Raw genomic sequence first — 20,982 nt, forward strand, 5'->3', positions numbered from 1 at the left:
AAGAAAAAAAAGAATAAAAATTTAAAGGATTTCGGCCACTGTAAACGTGCTTCCACCAACAAACACAAAATCAGTGGGTTTTGCAGCATGGAAGGCAGAACGGTAAGCTTCCGAAACCGTGGAAAAACAATCTCCATTTAACCCAAACGCCCGGGCTTCATCGGCCAATATCCCAACATGTAATCCCCTTTCGATCTTCGGGCTGCAAAAGTAATACGTGGCGTTGGCCGGGAACAGGGGCAATATCCCCTTCAGGTCCTTCCCCTTCACAAAGCCCAAGACGATGTGCAATTTCCTATATTTTTGCCGAAGCAACTGCCCTACTACCAACTCCAGACCCTCTTTGTTATGGGCCGTATCGCAGATTACGGTAGGTTTGGTGTTCAGTTGCTGCCACCTCCCCATCAATCCGGTATTTTCAACGACCTTCTGCAAACCGGAGCGGATATGTGCATCCCCTACATCAAAATTCCCCAAGGCCCTAATGGCGGCTACGACACCTTTTACGTTTTTGAATTGATATAGGCCCAAGAGCGATGTGGTATGCCCATCGGTGGTTTCCCGGTCGGCAAATACCAATGGGGCGCTCTTTTCCTCGGCCACGGACTCAAAAACCCCGGCCGCGCCTTCTTGGTATTCACTGATCACTACGGGAACCTTTGTTTTGATGATTCCTGCCTTTTCAAAAGCGATCTTTTCTATGGTATCGCCTAGCATATCGGTGTGGTCCATGCCAATATTGGTGATCAGGCAAACTTCGGGCTCGATGATATTGGTCGAATCCAATCGGCCTCCCAGTCCCACCTCAACAACGGCGATATCTACCTTTTCCTCGGCAAAACAATCAAAGGCCATACCTACGGTCATTTCAAAAAACGACAGCTGGTTGCGTTCGAAAAACGACCTGTTCTTCGCTATGAAGTCGACCACATGTCTTTTGGAAACCGGCTTGCCATCGATTTTAATTCGTTCCCTAAAGTCCTTTAGATGGGGTGACGTGTAGAGTCCGACCCTATACCCCGCTTCCTGAAGTATGGAAGCCAGCATATGGCTGCTCGAACCCTTTCCGTTGGTACCGGCCACGTGGATGCTTTTAAACCGTTTATGCGGATTACCGAGATGCCCAACGAATTTTAAGATACCGTTCAACTTGGCATTATAGGCCTTTGAACCTTGTTGCTGATACATTGGAAGTTGCCCGAACATCCAATCCAAAGTCTCTTGATAGGTCACTCGCCCAACTTGAAGTTCACCACTACGAAGCCCACTTGCTGACTGGGCGCATTGGAATCCAGGTTCCATTTGTGCTTAAAGGCGGTTTTTTTGGCAGGTTCCAAAAGGCAAGGGTGATTATTGGTCGTTCCCTTGACCCCGGGCGTGGCCGAAACCACGTTGCCATTTCTATCTACAACGATTTTTACGACTACCCGTCCCTCTTCGTTACACTCCTGCTTTACCTTTCCCTTGCTTACCAAAGAGCGGCCGTTAAGTCCATACCCTCCTGTGCCGCTGCCCGAACCGGGACTACCGTAGTAGCTGGTCGCATAGGGATCTCCGCCAGGTTGGCCCTTGTCGCCGGCCCTATTGTCGTCGCCTTCACTTCCCGAGGCATTGCCTTCGGATTTACTTATTCCGCCAATCAGCTCGTCGAGTTTTTTCTTTTTGGCCTCCTGCTCCTTTCGGGCCTTTTCTTCGGCCAATTTCTTTTCACGGGCGATCCTTTCGGCCTCGGCCCTCTTTTTTTCCTCTGCCTCACGCGCCTTTTTCTGGGCGATTCTTTCGGCTTCCTCCGCCTTGCGCTTGGCCTCTTGTGCCTTCTTTATTTTTATTGCTTCTTCGTTCTCTTGGGTAAGCACCTTTTCGGCCGGGGCCTCCTCGGCCACTACCTCTTCGGGCACTTCCTCGGCAACCTCCTCCACGACTTCCTCTTCGACCACCTCTTCTTGTTTGGACGGTTCGACCGGCGGTGTATCCAAAGGCTCCGAACGAATTTGCTCCTTGGGCTGCACGTTGCCACTACCGAAATCCATAGTGCCAAAATTCACCGATATGCCGTTTTCCTCAGGCGGGTCCATATAGGTAAGCCCAATGTAGAACATGACAAGGAGGAGCACACTTAACAGAAGTGTGGTAAGTGTAAATGACTTTTTCTTGTGTCTCGTATCTAGGAATGACATTAATTCGGTCGCACGGCCAAGATAACCTTATAATTATTTCTGTTGGCAATATCCATAACGTTGACCGCCTCTTTGATGGCCACGCTTTCTTCCGCCCTCAAAATAATCGTGGGTTTATCTTGTCCCTCTAGTGCCTTTTTTAGTTCAATTTCTATATATTCTCCGTTGATTCGCTCGTTATTGACGTAGTACTGTAAATTCTTGTCGATGCTCACCGATACGTTCTGCGTATTGGTAGACTTTCCTTTGGCCTTCGGGAGCAACAGGTCCAAGGCATTGGGCGAGTTGGCCGTAAGCATGAAGAAAATCAATAACAAGAACACGATATCCGTCATTGAGGACATGCTAAAATCGGGACTGACCTTGTTTCTGCCTTTTAATTTCATTTGACCAAATTATAGGGGTTCGTTCAACAAGTCTAAAAATTCCACGGCATTGGCCTCCATTTTGTGTACGACCTTGTCCGTACGGTTTACCAAGTGGTTGTAACCGATATAGGCAATGATACCTACTATAAGTCCGGCCACGGTCGTTGTCATCGCGGTATAGATACCCGAGGCCAAAGATCCCATTTCGGCCTGTCCGCCACTGGTAGCCATTTCATGGAAGGCAAGAATCATACCAATTACCGTTCCCAAAAACCCGATCATGGGAGCTGCCCCGGCCACCGTGGCCAAGACACTTACGTTTTTCTCTAGTTTATAGACCTCCAACGTACCTGCATTTTCGATGGCCGTATTGATATCGTCCAAGGGTTTGCCGATTCGCGAAACCCCTTTTTCGGTCAAGCGCGCCACTGGCGAATCGGTTTGGGCACAGAGCAATTTGGCCGCTTCCAATTTACCGTTCGTAACGTGGTCCCGAATCTGATTCATAAAGTTGCTATCGATCTTTGAGGCCGCCTTAATGGCGAATATGCGTTCAAAGTATATATAGAGCGCTACGAACAGCATAATAAAGAGTACCGTTATGATGAGTACACTACCTGTGCCCCCATTAAATATCAAATCGATAACGGAAAGGGTCTTCTCTTCCGACATAACATCCGCAGCTGCAGGATCTTGCGCCATATCTTGAAATAACATCATATGAATTCTTAGGTATTAGAGTTGCCTCTATAACGGCATTTTATCGATAAAATTATGCATCCAACACTAAATTTCTCAACAAGCCAAACACGACGGCCCCACTCATAAACCCGACAAAGGCCAACCATGCTATTTTCTTAAGGTACCAAAAGAAATCGATCTTTTCCATACCCATGGCTACCACACCGGCCGCGGAACCAATGATCAACATACTACCACCTGTTCCCGCCGAATAGGCGATGAAGTGCCAAACGGGGTCATCGATAGGCACGGAAAACATTCCCATACTGGCCGCGACCAACGGAACGTTGTCGATAACCGCAGACCCAACCCCCAAAATAAGGACCACCAAGTCGGAAACAAGCTCCCCTTCGGATTCGGTACCCAACATAGGCAGGTTACTTTCAAGGCTTTCCGCGAAGTGGAAGAGCATTCCCAACGACTCCAGGGCGGCCACCGCCAAGAGGATCCCCAGGAAGAAGAGGATACTGGGCAATTCTATCTTTGACAGCGAGGCATGTACCGGACTGTGATGCCCAACGGTATCATGGTCGTCGCCATCTACAGCCGACAGACTGAACTTTGAACTACTATAGATTTCAGCAAAAGTAGCTACCACGGCCAACGACAGCATCATACCGACGTACGGAGGCAAATGGGTAATGGTCTTGAAAAACGGAACAAAGACTATGGCTCCAAGGCCCAAGTACAACATTATAGACCCGAACTTCGACTTGGAATCCTCTTCGGAGTCCAGTTCATCTGAAATATTTCCACTGAAGGCCTTAAAGCGACTGGCCAGCAATACGGGAACCACCATACAGACTATAGAGGGTATAAGCACGTGCTCTACAAGCAGCGGGGCAGTTACCTTGTTGCCGATCCACAACATGGTCGTGGTGACGTCACCGATAGGAGACCATGCCCCACCGGCATTCGCCGCGATAATGATAAGGCCGGCAAACCATAACCGGACCTCCCGGTCCCTGATCACTTTTTGCAAGATAGTGACCAACACGATGGTCGCGGTCAGGTTATCGATAATGGCCGAAAGCACAAAGGCCAATATTGAAAACAGCCACAAAAGCTTGCGTTTGCTCCTTGTCTTTATGTACCCTTTGATCGTGGCGAAGCCATCGAAATAATCGATGATCTCAACAATGGTCATCGCCCCTAACAAAAAGACCAATATTTCAGCCGTCTTGCCCAGATGGTGCAACAAAATTTCATCGATATGCGTGGGCTCCAATTCCTTTAGGGCCGTATTCACCTCGAACACATCCATATGGGTCAAGGCGATTATTGCCCAAAGAATGGCCATCATTGCCAATGCAGGTATTAGTTTGTCGATTTTCAGGTTGTGCTCCATGGTTATCGCCAGATAACCCACAATAAATACAATGATGATAATTGTCTCCATTCTCTTATTTGGTTTTATTAATTATATTAGTTGTTTTAGTGCAATTTCAAATGCCGTTCTACTGATATTGTTGGGCGACGGATTTTGGTTAAAGATATTTAAAATAGCCTTCTTAATGGTACGGCTGGTATCATTAAATATCATTTCATCGTCTATAGGCACTCTTTTTTCCATAAAATAGGCGAACACACGTGCCATACCGCAATTGGAAATAAAATCGGGGATCAATCCCACTTTTCCATCGGCATATTCCATGATCGGCCCAAAGAATATTTCCTTATCGGCAAAGGGCACGTTCGCCCCGCAGGAAATAACCTCGAGCCCGGCCTCGATCATACTGCCGACCTGCTCCTTTTCAACCAAACGCGACGCGGCACAAGGCACAAATACCTCGGTGGGCAAATGCCAAATCCGTTCATTGATTTCATCAAAGGGGAGCATATCGCTTCCCCCGACCAAGGCATTTCCCTTTTTACCGAGAAAGAGGGCCTTTATTTCATCGAAGCCATACCCATCCTCATTGATCAAACCGCCCGACCTATCGATAATGCCCACAATCTTTGCACCCATCTGGGCCAAGTAGTAGGCTGCCGCGGCACCCACGTTGCCAAAGCCCTGAACAACGGCCCGTTTGCCCTTTACATTTCCTCCATAGATATCGTAATAATGGCGAACGGCCTCGGCCACGCCAAAACCTGTGATCATGTCGGCCACCCTATATTTTCTGGAAGTATCGGGCGAGTAGCCGGTGTGCTCTATAGGCTTAATGACCCCTAGCCTCAATTGCCCTATACGGTTTATCTTATCGGCCTCGGTCGGCTTAAAATGGCCATTAAAAACCCCTTCTTGCGGGTGCCAGACCCCTACGTCTTCCGTTATGGGAATAACCTCGTGGATTTCATCCACGTTCAGATCGCCCCCTGTACCGTAATAGCTCTTCAAGAGCGGCGATACCGCATGGTACCAACGTTCGAGCACTCCTTTTTTCCTGGGGTCGCCGGGATCAAAATTGATTCCGGATTTCGCCCCTCCGATGGGCGGTCCCGATATGGTAAATTTGACCTCCATCGTCTTCGCCAACGACAAAACCTCGTTCATATCGAGCCCTTTCCGCATTCGGGTACCCCCTCCTGCGGCACCACCGCGCAACGAATTAATGACCGTCCACCCCTCCGCATCCGTCTCGGGGTCCTTCCAGTTGAAAACAATTTCAGGAGCTTTATTTTCGTAAATATGAAGTAATTCTTTCATAGAATTGATTTAAAATTATGCGACCAAACCCTAGTAACCTTTCTTTAAAAAAAATGTTCTCCATACCCCAAAGCGGGGCTAATGCTGTCTCATAATTTTACGTTTTAACCAATTTTCAAAGGATGCCCGACAAATATAAAAATTTGCGGTCGTATAGCACCGTTTTCATGACAACAGTTAAAAAAAATGTATCTTTCAGAACCTTTTTGGCAACCGACCAAAGCCTTCTACCGGACAACGATTACATAACTCCTTAAAATTCAATGGCAATTATGGATTTTTCGCTTTCAGAAGAACATCAAATGATACGACAGGCCGCCCGCGACTTTGCACAAAACGAGTTGCTGCCGGGCGTAATCGAAAGGGACGAGACCCAAACCTTTCCCAAGGAACAGATAAAAAAACTGGGCGAGCTAGGTTTTTTGGGCATGATGACCGACCCCAAGTACAACGGCAGCGGCATGGACACCCTATCGTACGTGATCGCCATGGAAGAGCTGTCGAAAGTCGACGCCTCGGCTTCGGTCGTGGTCTCGGTAAACAATTCATTGGTCTGCTGGGGCCTGGAGACCTTCGGCAATGAGGAACAAAAACAAAAATACCTTACCCGCCTGGCATCGGGAGAAGTCATTGGCGCCTTCTGCCTGTCGGAACCCGAAGCGGGAAGCGATGCCACTTCACAAAAGACCACGGCCATCGACAAAGGCGACCACTATATATTGAACGGAACCAAGAACTGGATCACCAATGGCGGCACCGCCGACATCTACCTGGTCATCGCGCAGACCGACAAGGAAAAAGGCCACAAGGGCATCAATGCCCTTATTGTCGAAAAAGGCATGGAGGGCTTTGAGATCGGACCCAAGGAAAACAAATTGGGCATTAGGGGAAGCGATACCCATTCGCTTATCTTCAACGATGTAAAAGTACCCAAGGAAAACAGGATCGGCGAAGACGGCTTCGGTTTTAAGTTTGCCATGAAAACCCTGTCGGGGGGAAGAATCGGGATTGCGGCCCAAGCCCTGGGGATTGCGGCCGGCGCCTACGACCTCGCCCTTAAGTACTCAAAGCAACGCAAGGCCTTTGGTACCGAAATAGCCAATCACCAGGCCATTGCCTTCAAATTGGCCGATATGCACACCCAAATCGAGGCGGCCCGGCATTTGGTCTATAAGGCCGCCTGGGAAAAGGACAAGGGAAAAAATTACGACCTCTCCGGGGCCATGGCCAAATTATACGCCTCCCAGGTAGCCATGGACGTCACCGTCGAAGCGGTTCAAATACACGGCGGAAACGGATATGTCAAAGACTACCACGTCGAACGCCTGATGCGCGATGCCAAAATCACCCAGATCTACGAAGGCACGTCGGAAATACAAAAGATCGTAATTTCAAGGAGCATTTTACGCAATTGACCGCATATATCCACACAACCAAACCGAACAACCCCTAAATTTAAGGGGTTGTTTTTTATTTTTTTGAATTTACAGGCAACCTACCCCCAAATAATTACTTACCTACACATCAAAAACCACTATTATTCACACTACCCCCTCTAAAACGCCCATCCTTTGCAAACTTTAGCTTAATTTTAGCATTCTGATAATTTTAAGGGGTAGATAATTCATTATTAAACATATTTTAACGTTTTATTAAAAACGTTGGATTTTTATACAATTAGCCCCGAAACACTGTAAATAATGCATCAAAAAAGTTATTTTTGAGCAAATACGATAATATATGACGATGAAGAAACAAGGGTTATACCTACCGGAATTTGAACATGACAACTGCGGAGCGGGATTTATCTGTAGTCTTAAGGGCCAAAAGTCGAACGACATTATCCATAAAGCACTGGAGATCTTGCACAAACTAGAACATAGGGGTGCAGTAAGTTCCGATGGAAAAACAGGCGATGGCGCAGGTATATTGATAGACATCCCCCATGACTTTTTTAAGGCCGTCTGCGATTTTGCGTTGCCGGAACCGGGAGAATATGCCGTCAGCAATGTTTTCTTGCCCCAAAAGGAAAACCAACGCAATTTCTGCATCTCCGAGTTCGAGAAAAACATTAAGGCCCAAGGCCTTAAGTTACTCGGATGGCGCGACGTACCCGTAAACCGCTCCATACCCGGGCGCATAGCCATGGAAACGGAACCTTTTATAAAACAGGTGTTCATAGGCAAGGAAGACGAAGGCCAAGACGAGTTCAACTTCAACCTTAAACTATATGTAGCACGTAAGGTTACCGAGCACGCCATTATCAACTCAAAGCTTTCGGAGAGCAAGTTCTTCTACCTGCCCAGCTTGTCGACAAAGATTATCATTTTCAAAGGGCTTTTGATGCCAAAGGACATCAGCCTATATTACAAAGACCTTATGGACCCACGGGTGGTTACCCGACTATCTTTGGTGCACCAGCGTTTTTCGACCAACACCTTCCCTACATGGGACTTGGCCCAACCCTTCAGGTACATGTGCCATAACGGCGAGATCAATACCCTGCGGGGCAATGTAACAAGAATGCGATCCCGCGAAGAGCTTCTGGAAAGCGACTTGTTCGGTGAGGACATCAAAAAGATACTACCCATCATCTTACCCGGCAAATCGGATTCGGCCACTATGGACATGGTTGTCGAACTCCTATTGATGACCGGCCGTTCCCTGCCCGAGGTCATGATGATCTTAGTACCCGAGGCTTGGGAGAAAAACCCCGATATGTCAGAAGCAAAAAGGGCTTTTTACGAATATCACTCGTGTATGATGGAACCGTGGGACGGCCCGGCCTCCATCCCCTTTACCGATGGAAACTACATCGGCGCGGTACTCGACCGAAACGGTTTAAGACCTTCGCGCTACTCGGTCACAAAGGACGGTTACGTAGTAATGTCATCGGAAACCGGGGTATTGGACATAGCCCCTGAGAACATCGAGTTTCACGGTCGACTGGAGCCCGGAAAGATGTTCTTGGTCAACATGGAGGAAGGTCGTATTATCAACGACGAGGAAATCAAGGAAAACATAGCCAAGAAATACCCTTACCAAGAGTGGTTGGACAAGAACTTGGTACACTTAAGGGACATTCCCTATAACGACTGCCCTTTGTTTTTGGGCGAAGCCTCCTTGGAAAAGCGCAAGTCCGTTTTCGGTTACACCTTGGAAGATATCAATACCATTATACTTCCTATGGGCAAAACGGCCAAGGAACCTATCGGTTCCATGGGTTCCGACACGCCAATAGCCGTTCTTTCGGAAAGGCCACAATTGATCTACAATTACTTCAAGCAACTGTTCGCACAAGTAACCAACCCGCCGCTCGACGGTATCCGTGAGGAGTTGATCACCGACATCAGCCTTACCCTGGGAAGCGACCACAACATATTCGACTTTTCAGAGCTGCACTGTCGTAAGCTGAAGATCCAAAACCCGGTCATCTCAAAAGAAGACCTCGATAAGATTAAAAATTACGATGCGAGTCCAGATTACAAAGTAGTAGCCATACCCACCCTATACGAGATCGACCGCGGGCTCAATGGCTTGGAAGATGCATTGGACGATATTTTGGACCAAGCCTCCAAGGCGGTCGACGAAGGGGCCAATATCATTATACTGTCCGATAGAAACGTCGACGATAAAAATGCGCCCATTCCCGCGCTTTTAGCCTGCTCCTATGTTAACAGTGGCTTGCAGCGCCTGGGCAAACGCAACAAGATGAGCATTATCATCGAGTCGGCCGAACCTAGGGAAGTACACCACTTCTGCCTGCTTTTCGGCTTCGGTGCCAGTGCCATCAACCCCTATTTGGTCAACGAGATCATCGGCGAGCAGATAGAAGAGAACGACATTACCGAAATTACGTTCGAAGAGGCGGTAAAGAATTACAACAAGGCCATCGGTAAGGGAATATTAAAGGTAATGAACAAAATAGGTATCTCTACCCTTAACTCGTACCGGGGCTCCCAATTGTTCGAATGCATCGGTATAAACTCCAACGTAGTCGACAAATATTTCCCCAATACCCCGACACGTATTCAGGGTATCGGCCTGTACGAAATAGAAAAGGAAATAGCCAAAAGACACCAAAAAGCCTTCTCAAAAAAGAAGGTCGCGGCCACACTCGACCTCGAAATGGGCGGGGAATATCGCTGGAGAAGGGATGGGGAGAAACACATGTTCAACCCGCTTTCCGTCGCCAAACTACAGAAAGCCGTGCGCGGCAATGAGCCCGAGACCTATAAGGAATTCTCCCGAATGATCAATGAGCAATCGAAAAACCTCATGACCATTCGCGGCCTGTTCGAATTTTCAAATTACGACCCGATTCCCTTGGACGAGGTCGAACCATGGACGGAAATTGTCAAACGCTTCAAGACCGGAGCCATGTCATACGGGTCCATCAGTAAGGAAGCACACGAAAATTTGGCTATCGCCATGAACCGCATCGGAGGAAAAAGCAACTCGGGCGAAGGCGGTGAAGACGCCGAGCGTTTTTACAAGAACGCTACCGGCGACTGGCGAAACAGCGCCATAAAACAAGTTGCCTCCGGTCGCTTTGGGGTTACCTCCGATTACCTGACCAACGCCAAGGAAATCCAGATCAAAATGGCGCAGGGGGCCAAACCCGGTGAAGGAGGCCAGTTACCCGGTCCGAAGGTCAACCCTTCCATTGCCAAGACGCGGAACTCGACCCCCTATGTAGGTCTTATTTCGCCCCCGCCGCACCACGACATTTATTCGATAGAAGATTTGTCGCAGTTGATCTACGATCTAAAGTCGGCCAACCGCGAGGCCAGGATCAATGTAAAACTGGTATCCGAGGTCGGTGTGGGAACCGTCGCCGCAGGTGTAGCCAAGGCCAAGGCCGATGTAATCCTCATTTCAGGTTTCGACGGAGGAACGGGGGCATCGCCGCTGACCTCATTGAAGCACGCCGGATTGCCTTGGGAGCTCGGTATCGCCGAAGCACAACAGACCCTGGTCATGAACGACCTGCGCAACCGTATCGTCCTTGAATGCGACGGGCAGTTAAAGACCGGTCGCGACGTCGCCATAGCATGTCTGTTGGGAGCCGAGGAATTCGGTTTCGCAACGGCGCCCTTAGTGGCATCGGGCTGTGTAATGATGCGCGTATGCCACCTCAACACTTGTCCGGTAGGCATCGCCACCCAAAACCCTGAGTTAAGGAAAAAATTCGAGGGCAAGCCCGAACATGTGGTCAATTACATGTATTTCGTAGCCCAGGAATTGAGGGAGATCATGGCCCAGCTCGGTTTCCGTACGGTTAACGAAATGGTAGGACAGGTTCAAAAGCTCGATCGCAAAAAAGCCATTGACCATTACAAGGCGGCCGGCATCGACCTTACCCCTATCCTCTACCAAGTCGACGTACCGCCATCGACCAAATTCTACAATACACAACCTCAGAGCCACGATATCGACAAATCAATAGAATTTGATATCATCGCCAAAGCGAACCCTTCATTGTTCCGAAAGGAGAAATTGACACTCGATTTCCCCATTACGAACACCGACAGGGCCGTGGGGGCGATCATCAGTAATGAGATATCCAAAATCTATGGTGCGCAAGGGCTGCCCATCAACACCCTAAAACTGAACTTTACCGGTTCGGCCGGCCAAAGTTTCGGCGCCTTTGCCACCCGAGGCCTGACCATGACGGTCAACGGAACCACCAACGATTACCTGGGCAAGGGCCTTTCAGGCGCCAAGCTCGTTGTAAAGGTACCCGAAGGTTCGACGATAGTTCCCGAAGAAAACGTAATAACCGGTAACGTTACGCTATACGGTGCAACGGCCGGAAGGGCTTACATCAACGGTAAGGCCGGTGAGCGTTTCTGCGTACGAAACTCGGGGGCCAAGGCCGTGGTCGAAGGTATCGGCGACCATGGGTGTGAATATATGACCGGTGGGGTGGCCGTTATCCTCGGAGAGGTCGGCAGAAATTTCGGAGCGGGTATGAGCGGTGGTATTGCCTATATCTTCGACGAGAAAAACACCTTTAGAAAAAAATGCAACAACGAAGCCCTGAACCTGCTCGAGGTTACCGAAGACAACGATATCAAACAATTGAAAGATTTGATAGAAAGTCACTACAACTCTACCCTGAGCCCGCTGGCACAAAGAATCCTTGAAAAATGGGAAACCTGTCTTCCCAAGTTCATAAAAGTGTTACCGGAAGAATACAAACAGGCTTTGATACGCTTGGAGAAAGAAAAATTAGAAACGATATAAGATCGAGAAATGGGAAAGATTACAGGATTTTTGGAATTCGATAGAAAAATAGAACCCTATGCACCTGTTGAGGAACGCATCAAAAATTATAAGGAGTTTACCCAACCTTTGGACGAGGGGGAACTAAAGAACCAGGGCGCCAGGTGTATGGACTGCGGCATTCCCTTTTGCCATAGCGGATGCCCCTTGGGCAACCTGATCCCTGATTTTAACGATGCGGTATACAAGGGCAAATGGGACAAGGCGTCCGAAATTTTACACGCCACGAACAACTTTCCCGAATTTACGGGCAGGTTGTGTCCCGCACCATGCGAGGAGGCTTGTGTATTGGGCATCAACGAAGACCCGGTCACCATCGAGAACATCGAAAAGAACATTGTTGAAACGGCCTTCAAAAAAGGATGGATCACGCCTCGCCCACCCGAAACCCGAACGGGCAAGAAAGTGGCCATAATCGGTTCGGGACCTGCAGGCCTTGCCGCCGCACAACAACTCAACCGAGCCGGCCATACGGTCACCGTGTTCGAGCGCGATGAAAAACCAGGCGGACTCTTGCGTTTCGGTATTCCCGATTTTAAAATGGAAAAGAGCGTTATCGACCGACGGTTGGAAATCTTGGAAGAAGAAGGAATCGTGTTTAAATGCGGGGTCCATGTAGGAAGGGATATCAAAGGCGACGAGCTCAAAAACGATTTTGACGCCATCGTTCTGTGTGGCGGGGCCACCGTTCGAAGAAACCTGCCCATAGAAGGCGCCGACCTAAAGGGCGTCGTTCAGGCGATGGACTTTCTACCGCAGAACAACCGAAGGGTAGCCGGGGTTACCGACTTCGCAAACGAAATATTGGCCACGGGCAAGGACGTTATCGTAATCGGTGGTGGCGATACGGGATCTGACTGTATCGGAACCTCGATCAGGCAAGGGGCCAAGTCGGTTTCGAATTTTGAGATCATGCCAATGGCCACAACCGACCGGCCCAAAAACCAACCTTGGCCCTTTTGGCCCATGAGGTTGCGAACCAGTTCATCGCACAAGGAAGGTGCCGAACGCTTCTTTAGCATCTCTACCAAAAAATTCATCGGTGACAAAGAGGGCAACTTGACCGGTTTGATCACCTCAGAGGTCGAATGGGTAAGGCAACCCGGTAAAGGAATGACCTTAAGAGAAGTGGAAGGAACGGAAAAAGAATGGAAATGCGAGTTGGCCCTTCTGGCCTTGGGCTTTACCGGTTCAGAGATGACCCTTGCCGAGCAATTGGGCCTTGAAGCCGACGGCAGGAGCAACATAAAGGCCACGGAGCAAGATTACATGACCAACGTTCCCGGGGTCTTTGCGGCAGGTGACCAGCGCAGGGGGCAATCGCTTATCGTCTGGGCCATTTCGGAAGGACGCCAAGCGGCACACCACGTCGATAAATACCTAATGGGCGAATCTTGTTTGCCCCTCAAGGGAGAGGGCGATCTACCCAGGGTTTAATCATATCAGGTTTAAACACCTATTTCAGATATCCAACCCGTAAGATCGGGTTGGATATTTTTTTGTTTTTTGTGGATTTTTAGTAACGTTACACCCCCCGCAAACCCCATGATACTCCGAAAAGTATTGATCTATATGAGTTTGGGTGCCCTTGCCTTTACCATCATGAACACCATGGTAAAGCATTTGGCCGAATTCAATGTTTACGAAATCGTCTTTTTTAGGGGATTGGGATCCCTACTAATTACAATGGCCCTCATCTATCGGCTGAAACTGCCGGTTTTCGGCAACCAGAAAAAGTTGTTGGTCATCAGGGCGATAACCGGTACCTCGTCCATGACCCTCTTCTTTGCCTCGATGAAATATCTTTCGGCCGCCACCGCCGTATCGCTCAGGTATCTCGCCCCGATATTCTCTGCCATTTTCGCCATATACTTTTTAAGGGAAAGGATAAAACTACCCCAATGGCTGTTCTTTATCATCTCCTTTACCGGGGTTCTCATATTAAAGGGATTCGATGCCAACGTAAGCAACATAGGCCTGGGCCTGATCATGGCCGCTGCCGTGCTGAGCGGCCTGGTCTATATCAGTATCAGTAAAATAGGCCAAAGGGACCACCCCTTGGTCATTATCAATTATTTTATGTTTACGGCCACTGCCTTTGGCGGCATTATGGCCATCCCCTATTGGCAGTCGCCCCAAGGTCTTGATTGGGCGTTTTTGGCCACTCTTGGGATATTCGGCTTTGTCGGACAGTTCTTTATGACCAAGGCTTTCCAAATAGCCGCCAACAACCTGGTCGCCCCCTTAAAATACCTCGAGGTACTGTTCACCGGAATCATTGGATTTCTTTGGCTCGGCGAAACCTATACCGTCTGGAGTCTTTTAGGCATCGTACTTATCGTTACCGGACTGGTCTCCAACGTGGTCTACAAATCGCGAAGAAACAGCTGACCGTCATAGTAGACTATATTTTCCATTGCCCACTTTTGGCGGTCACCTCGACGTCCCATTCCTGATCGGGGTTCGGTCGGTACTTGGGATCGCTATCCTTTTTGGGAAAGGACTCCAGCACCTTTTTTAGACGTTCAAAATGGGCAAGGCGTTCCTCGGTATTCAAGCTATCGATAATGTTGTGCTCCTCGAAGGGATCCTCCTTTAAATCAAAGAATTTTTCGGGCACACTGTTCGAATCGATATACAACTTGTACCTCTTGTTTCTCAGCACCCTGTCCCTAAAATTATACTGGTTCTCCACGCCCTTTTCGGTAAGACGAGCCTTGTTGCCACCGCCCATTCCCAAAATCCATTCACGGGCAGAATCGGTCGTGCCGAGCAACACGTCTTTAAAAGACTTGCCATCGATCGGCTGCCCTGCATGGTTCGCCGTCCATTGATCGGGCGACCCGCCCCCTGCGATATCGATAAAAGTAGGCAGCAAGTCGGTAAAATCGATCAAGGCCTCGGATGTCTGCCTCGGCTCTATCGTTCCGGGCCAGCTTACGATAAAAGGCTCGCAAATTCCAGCCTCAACGGTACGCGCCTTCCCTCCCTTAATGGGTCGGCCCTTATAGGTACCGGTAATTGCGCTTGTGGTCCCGTTATCGGTGGTAAAGACCACCATGGTATTCTCGAACAGGTCGTTCTGTTTTAAGGCCTCGACCAATTCGCCCACTATTTTATCGGTATAGCGCACCATGGCCTTGTGTTTGCCCATATTATCGTCGGCCGCCTCATCGGGCGTACTGACAAAAGGGGTATGGGTCAAAACCATGGGGTAGTAGACGAACATGGGCTCTTCCTTGTTTTCCTTGAGAAAACGCACGATAAAATCACGGAAAATATCGGGCCCAAAGGCCCCGGCATAGGTTTTACTACCTTCTTTTGTAAAAATATAGGGATCCCAATACCGTTCGGCACTCGCCTCCACCCCGGCCTCGTAACCGGTCCACATACAAAACTCGTCAAAACCGGCCTTGATAAGGGCATCGGGTTCTACCCTAAAGTCATCGATTTGCCATTTGCCCGCTATGCAGGTCTTGTAGCCCGCCCTTCTCATTTCCTGGACCAAGGAAGGATTTTGGGTTTCGTCAAAATGGGCCCCACCGCCCCAACGGGGAACGTCCCAATGATTGACCCAGCCGTGCCTAAAGGGATATTGGCCGGTCAATAGGGTGACCCGCGACGGGGTACATTGCGGCATTGAGTATACGTTGTTGAAGCGCATACCCGACTCGGCCAGTTGGTCGATATTAGGTGTTACGATATCTTCCGCTCCATAACACCCCACCCATTCCTTTCCCAAATCGTCAACCAGGATAAACAGGATATTGGGCGGACGCCCATCGACTGCCTGCTCTTTTGCGGCCTCCTTACAACCAAGAAAAATAAGGGCCACGAAGACCAAACCGACCTTGTAGATAAAATTCATTTAAGACCTGTTTTTAACCTTTTCGTAAATTTCCTTTAAAGACAGGTCGTCGTCCATGGTTTTTTGAAGCTCCATAAGATCGGCGAACAAGGTTTCGACCTTTTCAGAATACTCGGGGTTATCGGCCAGGTTATGCATTTCTTCCGGATCATTTTCCAAATCGAACAAGAGCACCTTCTCGATTTTGGGATAGACCAAAAGCTTAAAGCCATCTTTACGTATCATGCGCTGAAGGTTCATATAGGCACCGTAGACCCCGTCTTTGTAATAACTTTCCTTACGTTTGCCATCGATCAGGTCCATTAAGCTGTTGAACTGCACATAGGAAGGCTTTTCGACACCGGCCAAGTCCAGGGTCGTAGCCATGATATCCTGCAAGTAAACATCTTGGTCCAGTATTTTTCCTTCAGGTATGCCCGGTCCCACGACCATCATCGGAATACGTACACTGTGATCGAACATGCTTTGCTTTCCTATGAGTCCGTGATGCCCCACCGAAAGTCCGTGGTCGGCACCGAAAAAGATATAGGTATTGTCCATTTTACCACTGGCCTCCAGGGCATCGAGTATTTTTCCTATTTGCTCATCCATATGGCTGAGCAGGGCATAGTATTCTTGGCGATGTACCTTTACGGCATATTCGGTTCTAGGGAAGGGTGCCAGGGCCTCGTCCCTAAGTGCGGGAGGGTTGCCCATATCATCTTTATAGGGGTATTCGGGCATAAAATTTTCGGGCACCTTGATATCCTCCAGGGGATACATGTCCAAAAACCGTTGGGGAGCCTGCCTTGGGTCATGGGTAGCGTTAAAGGCCAGGTACATAAAAAACGGATTGTCCTTTTGTTTGGCCGAGTCGATAAAGGCAAGGGCATCGTCCCTAACGACCTCGCTCCAGTGCTTTCCGCCTTCCCAGAAACCGCCTTGCAAGGTGTCGGTGGGCGACCATTCGGTATCATCGGGGCCGGTCGGCCTGCCGTATCCAAGGGGCATATAATCGTTCCAATCCTTCATATCGCCCGATTCCTTTTTCCATTTTTTAATGGCAGCCCCCAATTCGCCGCTATGGTCTTTGGGCATCCCCGGCCGTATATGCCTTGCATCGTTGAAGACCGTTGCGGCCGGAGCCCTTACATGCCATTTTCCGGTCATATAGGTATCGTAGCCTTGGGCATCAAGCAAACGTCCCCAGGTCTGGTTCAAGGCCGTCGAATCGCCCTTGCCCCAAGCCTCGCTCTTCTTTTGTGCATTCCAGATAAAAGACCCCGATATGATCATGGCCCTCGATGCCACACAAATGGCACCGTTCCATCCCCCCATGTTGTACGCATGGGAAAACGAGGCACCCCTTTTGACCAAACGGTCTAAATTGGGAGTATACACTTCATCGAACCCCAAGGCCCTGATGCTCTCGAAGGTTTGATCATCGGCAAACAAAAAGACAAAATTAGGTTTGTCTTGGGTTTCGGTTTCCTCCGCCTTTTTATCGGAATTACACGATGCTGTGGCTAAAATCAGAAAACATGAAAGCAGGGTCGTTATTTTCATAAATCTATAAAAAATTATACTTTATTCGATATGCGGGAGAAGACCTCCCCGATCAAGCTCACGGCCAATGACGAAGGGGGGCCACCTATGACCAGTAGATTCTACTTTTTTACTGAAAGCTCTCTACGGTCAGCTGTTTTTGAGGCCAATATTCATCTTTTCTGAACTCAAATTTGGTAGGGTTGTATTCACCGACCAGACTTACATCGGCCTTTTCGGGCACTGGCAGGTCCAAGCCCCAGAAAACCCCATTGACCAACAACCGCCTGGTCCCTTCGATCAACATATCGTTGGCCGCCCCGACGGTACTGGTAAAGGCCTTACCCTTCTTGCCACCGGGCAATTGGTAACTCTTGACCCAAGCTACCGGCATCATGGGCTCGTTCAGTTTGAGTCCGTCCTTATTGGTAGTCGCGGGCTCGTTGTCGCTCGGTTTCATTCCAAAGAAAATATCGTTCTCATCGTACTCCCCTGCCCGGTTCATTACCTGGCCCAAAAGTATGGGTTGGGCATCGCCGGCAAGTGGCAACCTAACGCCGTAAACATCGCTAGCGCCCCATACGTCGCCATCGGAAATACCGTTTACAATACCCGTTTTATCGGCCCCTTCGGCAACAATGCCCCGGGTACTCTGGTGTTTGTGATGACCGTGGTGGTTGATCCATGTTTCCCCTAGGACCAAACGACCGAAACCGCCTTCCCACTCTTTCTTTTCCCCTTTGTAATTATAGCTATAATGACTGAAACTGGAAGTTGAGTCCTTGGTAAAGTTAAAGGCATGTGTAGCCGTCCTGATTCCCATAACGGGCTTGCCCGACTTTAGAAAGTTGTCTATATGGCGCATTTGTTCGTCGGGAAGCCCCCTGAACCGGGTAAAGATGATCATCATATCCGCCGTATCCAGGGCCGACAGACCAGGTATGTTTTTTTGGTAATTGGCATTGATGATGCCCGGTTTGGATTCTTCCTGGGCGAAAAGGACCGTGCAGTTAAACCCGTGATGCTTCGAAAGTATCTTGGCCAATTGCGGAAGGGCCTCTTCGGACCTGTACTCCTCGTCACCGGAAACCAAGACGATGTTCCTCGAATCCTCAGCCCCTTTGAAGGTCAACCATTGCTTAGGGCCTTCGGTGGTCGCAACGACCGACGTTTCCTCCTTATCGGTCTTTTTTTGCTCTTTACAGGCGATAATCAAAAAACAGATCAGAAGCGGTAATACATTTCTCATTATAATGGTTTATGGAATTAGTAATCGGCATTCATCCCTTTCCGTATGAATTCTATGCCCTTGGTGTATATTTCCTCGGCCGGGGAATAGTCGCGCCACACATTGATGGCGTTGGCAAATTCGGGGATAATGGTACTAAAGGCCTCAATGGTAAGCCAGCCATCATAGCCAATATCCCTAAGGCCCTTGAATGCGGATTCCCAATTGACTTGGCCGCTACCGGGCGTACCACGGTCGTTCTCACTGATATGAACGTGTTTTAGGTAGGGCGCTATGGTTTTTATGGCACCTTCTTGGCTTTTCTCCTCAATATTGCTGTGGTGGGTGTCGTACATCGCACCGAAATTGGGGTGGTCGACCTTTTCTACCAAGGTTTTAAGATCGGCCATGGTATTATAGAGGTAGCACTCGAACCTGTTGACGGCCTCGGGCGCCAAAATTATATTGGCCTTTTCGGCATATTCGGCCGCTTTCCTCAACATCTCCGCACTTCTCGAACGTTCTTCGGAAGTAGGTGGCTGTCGGGTAAAAAAGGCAAAGGTAGAATGATAGGGGCCGCAGATGACCTCGCCGTTCGAAGCTGCCGTCATATCGATCGACCACTTGAGCTTGTCCAAACCGGCCTCACGTACCTTTTTGTCGGGACTGGCAATATTTTCCTCGGGGTCCAATGCCGCCACTGCGGTGACCCCCATATCCATTTTCGAGAAAAAATTGCCCAATTTGGAATAATGGGCCTCATCCCCGCTCCCCAAAAACAACTCTATACCGTCATAACCCGTTTTTTTTAGTGTCTCTACAATATCAAAATGCTGCTCCGTAACGTGGTTCGTCCAAAGCAACATATTCATTCCTATTTTCATAAATAAAAAGCTTAATTAGCAAGTTTGGTTTAACACAATTGCAAATACCCTCAGGTATAATTGCATTATTCTTTATTTTTTAACACGAATTTACATCTTCCTGTGATACAAATCTAAAACTTAACAGGCGGTTTTAGTACCTCTATTTTGTCAAAGACCTCTATTTTTTTTACTGATTTAGCCGTCATGGGATTGAATTTCAAGGAACATTTGGCGATACTCGTGCGGGCTAAGTTCGGTTATGGCCTTAAACTGCCTATTGAAATTGGACAAGGCATTGAAACCGCATTCGTAGCTGATCTGGGAGATATTGAAGTTATCTTCCAATAACAGTTTTCGGGCATGGCCTATACGTATTTCATTGACAAACCGGGTAAAGGTCTTGTTCGCCCGTGGCTTAAAATACCGACAGAACGAGGAGGTGGTCATGTTCAGCATCCCCGCGACCTCATCCAATGAAATGCGATTCTTAAAATTGCTCATCACATAATCGTAGACCATGCTCATTTTTTCCGAATCGCCGCCCTTGAAGCTGTTGGTATAACTCGGGCTGGCCAATAAGGTATACTCCTTACTATTGGCCAGAATATCCAATATCTCCAACAGTTTTATTATTCTTTTAAAGCCCCTTTCATCGGCTATTTCGAGTAACAACTTATAAATCTGCCCTGGGGTATCGCCATAAAACTCAATTCCTCGATACGCATTTTCGATCAATTTGTTTATGGTATAGAATTCTTCCCTTTCCAAAAGGCTGCCACTTAACAGGTCGTGGTCAAAATAAATGACCAAACCCCGGGTATTCAAGGTACTATCGGGCTCAAAATAAGGAGCATCGCTCCGCCACAGATGGGGCAGGTTGGGGCCCGTCAAGACCAAATCGCCCACGGTAAAATTATGGACATGGTCCCCAACAAAACGAGTACCTTCGCCCTCTGCTATATACGAAATCTGGAATTCGGGATGAAAGTGCCAAATGGGGTTGAAATGGGGGCCCACAAGGTCTTTAAAGACAAAGGTCTCTTTAGAGGTAAGGGTTTTTTCAATGCTCGGAGTACTCATAAATTTCTATATAATTTCAAATTTCGATAAATATATGACAAAAAAGTACCAACCTTTAGCAAAAAAAAGGAAATATGTAATAGAAATCTATCTTAATTTTACGGTATTAATTTAGCAATTAATGATTTTACGCATTAAAAAATTATGAATTTGTCGATTATTCCCGTAATATCCGATACTATTTAACAATTA

Annotated in this window: 15 protein-coding genes; 4 read left to right on the plus strand and 11 right to left on the minus strand. The window is 48.4% G+C overall.

Features of this window, described 5'->3' with window-relative positions; translation table 11 throughout:
* Positions 1–21 precede the first annotated feature (21 nt).
* Genes BUB37_RS20155 through BUB37_RS20180 form a run of 6 tightly spaced genes read right to left on the minus strand, consistent with a single transcriptional unit; the run spans position 22 to position 5,936 of the window.
* On the minus strand, positions 22–1,233 hold the full coding sequence (locus BUB37_RS20155) for a bifunctional folylpolyglutamate synthase/dihydrofolate synthase (protein WP_072995179.1): 1,212 nt from the start codon (positions 1,231–1,233) through the stop codon (positions 22–24).
* Complete coding sequence (locus BUB37_RS20160) at positions 1,230–2,177, minus strand: energy transducer TonB (protein WP_072995180.1); 948 nt, start codon at positions 2,175–2,177, stop codon at positions 1,230–1,232. Before BUB37_RS20160 ends, BUB37_RS20155 begins: the two co-directional genes overlap by 4 nt.
* Positions 2,177–2,563, minus strand: a complete 387-nt coding sequence (locus tag BUB37_RS20165) for an ExbD/TolR family protein (RefSeq protein ID WP_072995181.1) — start codon at positions 2,561–2,563, stop codon at positions 2,177–2,179. The genes BUB37_RS20160 and BUB37_RS20165 overlap by 1 nt, the downstream gene beginning before the upstream one ends.
* Before the next feature lie 9 nt (positions 2,564–2,572).
* Complete coding sequence (locus tag BUB37_RS20170; RefSeq protein WP_072995182.1) at positions 2,573–3,265, minus strand: MotA/TolQ/ExbB proton channel family protein; 693 nt, start codon at positions 3,263–3,265, stop codon at positions 2,573–2,575.
* Between the two features lie 52 nt (positions 3,266–3,317).
* Complete coding sequence (gene nhaD / locus BUB37_RS20175) at positions 3,318–4,685, minus strand: sodium:proton antiporter NhaD (protein WP_072995183.1); 1,368 nt, start codon at positions 4,683–4,685, stop codon at positions 3,318–3,320.
* A gap of 21 nt (positions 4,686–4,706) precedes the next feature.
* Positions 4,707–5,936: a Glu/Leu/Phe/Val dehydrogenase dimerization domain-containing protein gene (locus tag BUB37_RS20180; RefSeq protein ID WP_072995729.1), complete on the minus strand. Its 1,230-nt coding sequence runs from the start codon at positions 5,934–5,936 to the stop codon at positions 4,707–4,709.
* A gap of 272 nt (positions 5,937–6,208) precedes the next feature.
* On the opposite strand from BUB37_RS20180, the gene BUB37_RS20185 reads away from it, so the two are divergent.
* From BUB37_RS20185 to BUB37_RS20200, 4 genes are all read left to right on the plus strand, one after another.
* The gene (locus BUB37_RS20185; protein ID WP_072995731.1) at positions 6,209–7,351 is read left to right on the plus strand and encodes an acyl-CoA dehydrogenase; all 1,143 of its coding nucleotides are present in this window, start codon (positions 6,209–6,211) and stop codon (positions 7,349–7,351) included.
* A gap of 325 nt (positions 7,352–7,676) precedes the next feature.
* Positions 7,677–12,185: a glutamate synthase large subunit gene (gene gltB, locus BUB37_RS20190; protein WP_072995733.1), complete on the plus strand. Its 4,509-nt coding sequence runs from the start codon at positions 7,677–7,679 to the stop codon at positions 12,183–12,185.
* A 9-nt stretch (positions 12,186–12,194) separates the two neighbouring features.
* Positions 12,195–13,661 carry a glutamate synthase subunit beta gene (locus BUB37_RS20195; protein WP_072995735.1) on the plus strand — a complete coding sequence of 489 codons (1,467 nt, stop codon included), beginning with the start codon at positions 12,195–12,197 and terminating at the stop codon, positions 13,659–13,661.
* Between the two features lie 108 nt (positions 13,662–13,769).
* Entirely contained in the window at positions 13,770–14,615 is an 846-nt protein-coding gene (locus BUB37_RS20200) for a DMT family transporter (RefSeq protein ID WP_072995736.1), read from the plus strand.
* A 13-nt stretch (positions 14,616–14,628) separates the two neighbouring features.
* Here BUB37_RS20200 and BUB37_RS20205 read toward each other — a convergent pair whose 3' ends face one another.
* The 5 genes from BUB37_RS20205 to BUB37_RS20225 all read right to left on the minus strand — a co-directional run bounded on the left by BUB37_RS20205 (position 14,629) and on the right by BUB37_RS20225 (position 20,790).
* On the minus strand, positions 14,629–16,092 hold the full coding sequence (locus tag BUB37_RS20205; RefSeq protein ID WP_072995738.1) for a sulfatase family protein: 1,464 nt from the start codon (positions 16,090–16,092) through the stop codon (positions 14,629–14,631).
* The gene (locus BUB37_RS20210) at positions 16,093–17,637 is read right to left on the minus strand and encodes a sulfatase family protein (protein ID WP_072995739.1); all 1,545 of its coding nucleotides are present in this window, start codon (positions 17,635–17,637) and stop codon (positions 16,093–16,095) included.
* Between the two features lie 109 nt (positions 17,638–17,746).
* A complete protein-coding gene (locus BUB37_RS20215; RefSeq protein WP_072995741.1) occupies positions 17,747–18,865 on the minus strand; it encodes a ThuA domain-containing protein in 1,119 nt (372 codons plus the stop codon).
* A gap of 17 nt (positions 18,866–18,882) precedes the next feature.
* Complete coding sequence (locus tag BUB37_RS20220) at positions 18,883–19,728, minus strand: sugar phosphate isomerase/epimerase family protein (protein ID WP_072995743.1); 846 nt, start codon at positions 19,726–19,728, stop codon at positions 18,883–18,885.
* A gap of 177 nt (positions 19,729–19,905) precedes the next feature.
* Positions 19,906–20,790 carry an AraC family transcriptional regulator gene (locus tag BUB37_RS20225; RefSeq protein WP_072995745.1) on the minus strand — a complete coding sequence of 295 codons (885 nt, stop codon included), beginning with the start codon at positions 20,788–20,790 and terminating at the stop codon, positions 19,906–19,908.
* Positions 20,791–20,982 lie beyond the last annotated feature (192 nt).

The organism is Pseudozobellia thermophila, assembly GCF_900141855.1.
GTDB lineage: Bacteria > Bacteroidota > Bacteroidia > Flavobacteriales > Flavobacteriaceae > Pseudozobellia > Pseudozobellia thermophila.

What these genes read in the sequence shown, in the direction of transcription:
- BUB37_RS20160 (WP_072995180.1), bottom strand. Translation starts at nt 2,177, where the DNA reads ATGTCATTCCTAGATACGAGACACAAGAAAAAGTCATTTACACTTACC.
- BUB37_RS20165 (WP_072995181.1), bottom strand. Translation starts at nt 2,563, where the DNA reads ATGAAATTAAAAGGCAGAAACAAGGTCAGTCCCGATTTTAGCATGTCC.
- BUB37_RS20170 (WP_072995182.1), bottom strand. Translation starts at nt 3,265, where the DNA reads ATGATGTTATTTCAAGATATGGCGCAAGATCCTGCAGCTGCGGATGTT.
- nhaD (WP_072995183.1), bottom strand. Translation starts at nt 4,685, where the DNA reads ATGGAGACAATTATCATCATTGTATTTATTGTGGGTTATCTGGCGATA.
- BUB37_RS20180 (WP_072995729.1), bottom strand. Translation starts at nt 5,936, where the DNA reads ATGAAAGAATTACTTCATATTTACGAAAATAAAGCTCCTGAAATTGTT.
- BUB37_RS20185 (WP_072995731.1), top strand. Translation starts at nt 6,209, where the DNA reads ATGGATTTTTCGCTTTCAGAAGAACATCAAATGATACGACAGGCCGCC.
- gltB (WP_072995733.1), top strand. Translation starts at nt 7,677, where the DNA reads ATGACGATGAAGAAACAAGGGTTATACCTACCGGAATTTGAACATGAC.
- BUB37_RS20195 (WP_072995735.1), top strand. Translation starts at nt 12,195, where the DNA reads ATGGGAAAGATTACAGGATTTTTGGAATTCGATAGAAAAATAGAACCC.
- BUB37_RS20200 (WP_072995736.1), top strand. Translation starts at nt 13,770, where the DNA reads ATGATACTCCGAAAAGTATTGATCTATATGAGTTTGGGTGCCCTTGCC.
- BUB37_RS20205 (WP_072995738.1), bottom strand. Translation starts at nt 16,092, where the DNA reads ATGAATTTTATCTACAAGGTCGGTTTGGTCTTCGTGGCCCTTATTTTT.
- BUB37_RS20210 (WP_072995739.1), bottom strand. Translation starts at nt 17,637, where the DNA reads ATGAAAATAACGACCCTGCTTTCATGTTTTCTGATTTTAGCCACAGCA.
- BUB37_RS20215 (WP_072995741.1), bottom strand. Translation starts at nt 18,865, where the DNA reads ATGAGAAATGTATTACCGCTTCTGATCTGTTTTTTGATTATCGCCTGT.
- BUB37_RS20220 (WP_072995743.1), bottom strand. Translation starts at nt 19,728, where the DNA reads ATGAAAATAGGAATGAATATGTTGCTTTGGACGAACCACGTTACGGAG.
- BUB37_RS20225 (WP_072995745.1), bottom strand. Translation starts at nt 20,790, where the DNA reads ATGAGTACTCCGAGCATTGAAAAAACCCTTACCTCTAAAGAGACCTTT.